General features: G+C 43.6%; 1 protein-coding gene, 2 tRNA genes and 3 rRNA genes. All 6 read left to right on the plus strand.

Translation table 11 applies throughout. The features are described 5' to 3' along the window. Positions 1–42: 42 nt before the first annotated feature. Positions 43–1,541 (plus strand): 16S ribosomal RNA (locus HCCG_RS11090). A gap of 123 nt (positions 1,542–1,664) precedes the next feature. Further along, a tRNA-Ile gene (locus tag HCCG_RS11095) sits at positions 1,665–1,741 on the plus strand. 215 nt (positions 1,742–1,956) lie between these two features. Beyond that, a tRNA-Ala gene (locus tag HCCG_RS11100) sits at positions 1,957–2,032 on the plus strand. 599 nt (positions 2,033–2,631) lie between these two features. Next, a 23S ribosomal RNA gene (locus HCCG_RS11105) occupies positions 2,632–5,520 on the plus strand. 242 nt (positions 5,521–5,762) lie between these two features. Then, a complete protein-coding gene (locus HCCG_RS11785) occupies positions 5,763–5,936 on the plus strand; it encodes a hypothetical protein (protein WP_154645883.1) in 174 nt (57 codons plus the stop codon). 245 nt (positions 5,937–6,181) lie between these two features. Then, positions 6,182–6,297 (plus strand): 5S ribosomal RNA (gene rrf, locus HCCG_RS11110). The 16S, 23S and 5S rRNA genes sit together here with 2 tRNA genes alongside, the layout of an rRNA operon. Positions 6,298–6,579 lie beyond the last annotated feature (282 nt).

Below are 6,579 nucleotides of genomic sequence, written 5' to 3' on the forward strand. Positions count from 1 at the left end.
GCTACTATTAATTATTTTTGATAGATACAAACTCCCATAATTTTTATGGAGAGTTTGATCCTGGCTCAGAGTGAACGCTGGCGGCGTGCCTAATACATGCAAGTCGAACGATGAAGCTTTTAGCTTGCTAGAAGTGGATTAGTGGCGCACGGGTGAGTAATGCATAGGTTATGTGCCCTTTAGTCTGGGATAGCCACTGGAAACGGTGATTAATACTGGATACTCCCTACGGGGGAAAGGTTTTTCGCTAAAGGATCAGCCTATGTCCTATCAGCTTGTTGGTGAGGTAATGGCTCACCAAGGCTATGACGGGTATCCGGCCTGAGAGGGTGATCGGACACACTGGAACTGAGACACGGTCCAGACTCCTACGGGAGGCAGCAGTAGGGAATATTGCTCAATGGGGGAAACCCTGAAGCAGCAACGCCGCGTGGAGGATGAAGGTTTTAGGATTGTAAACTCCTTTTGTAAGAGAAGATTATGACGGTATCTTACGAATAAGCACCGGCTAACTCCGTGCCAGCAGCCGCGGTAATACGGAGGGTGCAAGCGTTACTCGGAATCACTGGGCGTAAAGAGTGCGTAGGCGGGTAGTCAAGTCAGATGTGAAATCCTGTAGCTTAACTACAGAACTGCATTTGAAACTGACTATCTAGAGTATGGGAGAGGTAGGTGGAATTCTTGGTGTAGGGGTAAAATCCGTAGAGATCAAGAGGAATACTCATTGCGAAGGCGACCTGCTGGAACATTACTGACGCTGATGCGCGAAAGCGTGGGGAGCAAACAGGATTAGATACCCTGGTAGTCCACGCCCTAAACGATGAATGCTAGTTGTTGCCCTGCTTGTCAGGGCAGTAATGCAGCTAACGCATTAAGCATTCCGCCTGGGGAGTACGGTCGCAAGATTAAAACTCAAAGGAATAGACGGGGACCCGCACAAGCGGTGGAGCATGTGGTTTAATTCGAGTATACGCGAAGAACCTTACCTAGGCTTGACATTGATAGAATCCGCTAGAGATAGTGGAGTGTTGGCTTGCCAGAGCTTGAAAACAGGTGCTGCACGGCTGTCGTCAGCTCGTGTCGTGAGATGTTGGGTTAAGTCCCGCAACGAGCGCAACCCTCGTCCTTAGTTGCTAGCAGCTCGGCTGAGCACTCTAAGGAGACTGCCTTCGTAAGGAGGAGGAAGGTGAGGACGACGTCAAGTCATCATGGCCCTTACGCCTAGGGCTACACACGTGCTACAATGGGACATACAAAAAGATGCAATATCGCGAGATGGAGCAAATCTCTAAAATGTCTCTCAGTTCGGATTGTAGTCTGCAACTCGACTACATAAAGCTGGAATCGCTAGTAATCGCAAATCAGCAATGTTGCGGTGAATACGTTCCCGGGTCTTGTACTCACCGCCCGTCACACCATGGGAGTTGTATTCGCCTTAAGTCGGGATACTAAATTGGTTACCGCCCACGGCGGATGCAGCGACTGGGGTGAAGTCGTAACAAGGTAACCGTAGGTGAACCTGCGGTTGGATCACCTCCTTTCTAGAGATATGTTAAGATATTTGTTTATCTTAACCAAAGCTATAAAGAGTATAAAAAACTTAACAGACTTGCTTAGTTTTCAGGGATCTCCAAATACGAGACATTATATGTAGCAAGCTTAGTGGGCTTATAGCTCAGGTGGTTAGAGCGCACCCCTGATAAGGGTGAGGTCAGAGGTTCAAGTCCTCTTAAGCCCACCAAATGAAATTCTTTTTTACGCTTTTGAAAGAGTTTTCAAAGTTTTTTCGGTCATTACCTTAAGGTAAATCCCTTCAAAAACTTTTCAACAACTTTCAAAATCATTAAAAAATAATTCCATTTAAATTATCAAAGCTAAAGGTAGAAGTTAGGCTTTATTGCATTATTGAAACATTAAGTAATGTATTTTAGATTCTATATTTAGTGATGATTGCAAGGGGAATTAGCTCAGCTGGGAGAGCGCCTGCTTTGCACGCAGGAGGTCAGCGGTTCGATCCCGCTATTCTCCACCATTTTGAGAATGGTCTCTAAGCAATGCTATATCAATAAACGATATGAATAGACAATGAGGTGTGTTAAAGGTATGTGAAGTCTAATGCAAGGTTTTACTTCTTTTTATCTTTCTTATCCTTAGAATCTTTAGTCTTTAAGTTAAGAGAGTAGAGAATAAGAAGAAAGAATGAGAATTTGTTGGAATCTATTGTATTGCAATGTAAGTTTAATAGATTCTCAATATAACAAAGTAAAATAAGAATATAAGAAAACAGAAGCTTTGCATTAGACTTTAGTCTAAATGTTATTTGAAATTTTATTGTTAATAGCCTAAATAGTAATTAACTACAATTACGCGACATACTTGTCTTATTGAGGCAGGGTTTTATTAGGTCAGTGCAATGTGATATGTTAGAGCTTATGAAAATGGATTCTAAGATAGAGCAGAGTATTAGATTTAAGTTTTGCTTTTGATTTTGGATGAGAAATTAATGTTGTGAAGCAATTTGTGCGGAGACTAGACTTAGTGTCTGTCGCACAAGCAAATTGCGAACTCATTAATTTATCGCCAAAAGCATAGCAAAGAATCTTGCATTCAATAAGGCAGTATCCTTAGAAGTAAAAAGCTTTTAAGGGCAGATGGTGGATGCCTTGGGTGATAGAGGCGATGAAGGACGTACTAAGCTGCGATAAGCTATGGGGAGCTGCTAAGAAGCTTTGATCCATAGATTTCCGAATGGGGCAACCCAATACATAGAGATATGTATTACCTTTAATGGAGCAAACCTAGCGAAGTGAAACATCTCAGTAGCTAGAGGAAAAGAAATCGTAATGAGATTCTCCTAGTAGCGGCGAGCGAACGGGGAAGAGGGCAAACCAGTAGTTTGCTACTGGGGTTGAGGACTGCAATATCCACTTGAATAATGTAGCAGAAGTGTTTGGAAAAACACATCACAGAGGGTGATAGTCCCGTATGCGAAATATTATTCATAGGTAGCAGGATCCAGAGTAGGCCAGGACACGTGAAATCCGGGCTGAAGCCGGGGAGACCACTCTCCAACCCTAAATACTACTATCACACCGATAGCGAACAAGTACCGTGAGGGAAAGGTGAAAAGAACCGCAGTGAGCGGAGTGAAATAGAACCTGAAACCATCTGCCTACAATCATTCGGAGCCCTATGATTTATCAGGGTGACGGACTGCCTTTTGCATAATGATCCTGCGAGTTGTGGTATCTGGCAAGGTTAAGCACACGCGAAGCCGTAGCGAAAGCGAGTCTTAATAGGGCGTTTAGTCAGATGCTGCAGACCCGAAGCCAAGTGATCTATCCATGGCCAAGTTGAAGCGAGTGTAATAGCTCGTGGAGGACTGAACTCGTACCCATTGAAACGGGTTGGGATGAGCTGTGGATAGGGGTGAAAGGCCAAACAAACTTGGTGATAGCTGGTTCTCTTCGAAATATATTTAGGTATAGCCTCAAGTGATAGTAATAGGGGGTAGAGCTCTGATTGGGCTAGGGCTGCTCACCGCGGTACCAACCCCTGTCAAACTACGAATACCTATTGCCTTATCTTGGGAGTCAGGCGGTGGGTGATAAAATCAATCGTCAAAAGGGGAACAACCCAGACTACCAACTAAGGTCCCAAAGTTCTATTCTAAGTGGAAAATGATGTGAAGTTACTCAGACAACCAGGAGGTTGGCTTAGAAGCAGCCATCCTTTAAAGAAAGCGTAACAGCTCACTGGTCTAGTGATTTTGCGCAGAAAATATAACGGGGCTAAGATAGACACCGAAGTTGTAGATTCTATGCTGGTGCATAGAGTGGTAGAAGAGCGTTCGTATCAGCGTTGAAGGCATACCGGTAAGGAGTGCTGGAGCGATGCGAAGTGAGCATGCAGGAATGAGTAGCGATAAAAGTGGTGAGAATCCACTTCGCCGAAAGTCTAAGGTTTCCTACGCGATGCTCGTCATCGTAGGGTTAGTCGGGTCCTAAGACAAGTCAGAAATGGGTAGTCGATGGAAAATGGGTTAATATTCCCATACCAACATTAGTGTGCGATGGGGGGACGCATAGGGCTAAGTAGCGTTAGCTGATGGAAGTGCTAATTTAAAAGCGTAGATTGAGAGATAGGTAAATCCGCTCTTGTATTCGAAACTTGAATAGCTTGTTGCGATCTTCGGATCAAGATGAGTGCTACTGACGCCGTCGTGCCAAGAAAAGCCTCTAAGTTTAACTAATGTTGCCCGTACCGCAAACCGACACAGGTAGATGAGATGAGTATTCTAAGGCGCGTGAAAGAACTCTGGTTAAGGAACTCTGCAAACTAGCACCGTAAGTTCGCGATAAGGTGTGCCACAGCAATGTGGTCTCAGCAAAGAGTCCCTCCCGACTGTTTACCAAAAACACAGCACTTTGCAAACTCGTAAGAGGAAGTATAAGGTGTGACGCCTGCCCGGTGCTCGAAGGTTAAGAGGATTCGTTAGCAGTAATGCGAAGCGTTGAATTGAAGCCCGAGTAAACGGCGGCCGTAACTATAACGGTCCTAAGGTAGCGAAATTCCTTGTCGGTTAAATACCGACCTGCATGAATGGCGTAACGAGATGGGAGCTGTCTCAACCAGGGATTCAGTGAAATTGTAGTGGAGGTGAAAATTCCTCCTACCCGCGGCAAGACGGAAAGACCCCGTGGACCTTTACTACAGCTTGGCACTGCCGATGGGAGCATTATGCGCAGGATAGGTGGGAGGCTTTGAAATCTTCACTCTGGTGGAGATGGAGCCATCCTTGAGATACCACCCTTAATGTTTCTGTCTGCTAACTGGCTAGAGTTATCCTCTAGCAGGACAATGCCTGGTGGGTAGTTTGACTGGGGCGGTCGCCTCCTAAAAAGTAACGGAGGCTTGCAAAGGTTGGCTCATTGCGGTTGGAAATCGCAAGTAGAGTGTAATGGCATAAGCTAGCCTGACTGTAAGACAAACAAGTCGAGCAGAGACGAAAGTCGGTCATAGTGATCCGGTGATTCTGTGTGGAAGGGTCATCGCTCAAAGGATAAAAGGTACCCCGGGGATAACAGGCTGATCTCCCCCAAGAGCTCACATCGACGGGGAGGTTTGGCACCTCGATGTCGGCTCATCGCATCCTGGGGCTGGAGCAGGTCCCAAGGGTATGGCTGTTCGCCATTTAAAGCGGTACGCGAGCTGGGTTCAGAACGTCGTGAGACAGTTCGGTCCCTATCTGCCGTGGGCGTAGGAGAGTTGAGGAGAGCTGTCCCTAGTACGAGAGGACCGGGATGGACACGCCACTGGTGTAGCAGTTGTTCTGCCAAGAGCATCGCTGCGTAGCTACGCGTGGATGTGATAACCGCTGAAAGCATCTAAGCGGGAAGCCAACTCCAAGATGAACTCTCCCTGAAGGTCGCAGCAAGACTAGCTGCTTGATAGGGTAGGTGTGTAAGCATAGTAATGTGTTTAGCTGACTACTACTAATAGACCGTTTGGCTTTTTATATAAGGATTACTGCCTTATTGAGTGCAAGATTCTAAAAGATTATTGTTTAAGTTTAATTATTCAAGTTTATATATGCGAGTTTATATATGTAGGTAATAGATTTAGAATGAGAAGCTTAGATATAGAATCTGCTTTGATAAGAGGGAAGTGTAATTGAATGGTTAGTTACTAAATACGAAAGAATAACATTGAGACTTTATGTATTATATAGATTCTTAGTCGTTGCATTAGCATATGTTTTTATGCTAATGCAATTTGTTAGAAAATGCGGTAGTGTAAGCAGTGCAAAATCACTTGTGTGGCTATTAACACCATTACCCTATAAGGAAAATGGAAATAAGGACAAAAGAAAATTTTCTTTAAGAGTGTTAAGCTATGTAGAAAATGCTTTTAAATGCTTGGTTGTAGAATCTTAGTCAGTGTGGGTTAAGATTCTAGCTTGAGCGTTTAGTTTAGTATTCATCTCTTTTTTGTTTGTTTCTATGAAGTTTGGCTTTGATTGAGCTTGGCTTAAAAGTTGGGCTTAAGATAGATTCAAACATAAAAATAAACATAGCATAATATCTCTTGGAGCTTGTGTAAGTTTTTAGGGCTACTAAGCTTTACTTTTTTAAATTGTAGAGCTTTAGCTTATTAGTTGATTTGTCTTTATTTCCCTTTTCCTTGTGTTTATAGAGAGAAGGCAACACCCAGCTCCATTCCGAACCTGGCAGTTAAGCTTCTCTTCGCCGATGATACTGCACTTTGCAAGTGTGGGAATGTAGGTCGATGCAGGGATAGGGAGATTCTTCTTTTTACTTATTTTTTACTTCGTTATATAGAATCTTGCTGTTTGCTTTTGGTTGTTTGATTGAGTTTGTTTGGTTTTATGGATTTAAGATAGTGTTGATTGATTTGCTACAAAGATTTGGATTTTTAGTTTCGTATTGATTGTTCTGTTGGTTAGATTCCCTTGAGAATACTTGGTTTGAGATTGTGATTAGTTACTTTGGATTTTTCATCTTTATATTTTTTTTGTTAGATAAAATGGGCTAAAATGAGATTGTGATTTGAGATTGA

This window comes from Helicobacter cinaedi CCUG 18818 = ATCC BAA-847 (assembly GCF_000155475.1).
Classification (GTDB): domain Bacteria; phylum Campylobacterota; class Campylobacteria; order Campylobacterales; family Helicobacteraceae; genus Helicobacter_C; species Helicobacter_C cinaedi.

Coding starts and splice junctions, on each gene's coding strand:
- HCCG_RS11785 (WP_154645883.1), top strand. CDS start 5,763: ATGCTAATGCAATTTGTTAGAAAATGCGGTAGTGTAAGCAGTGCAAAA.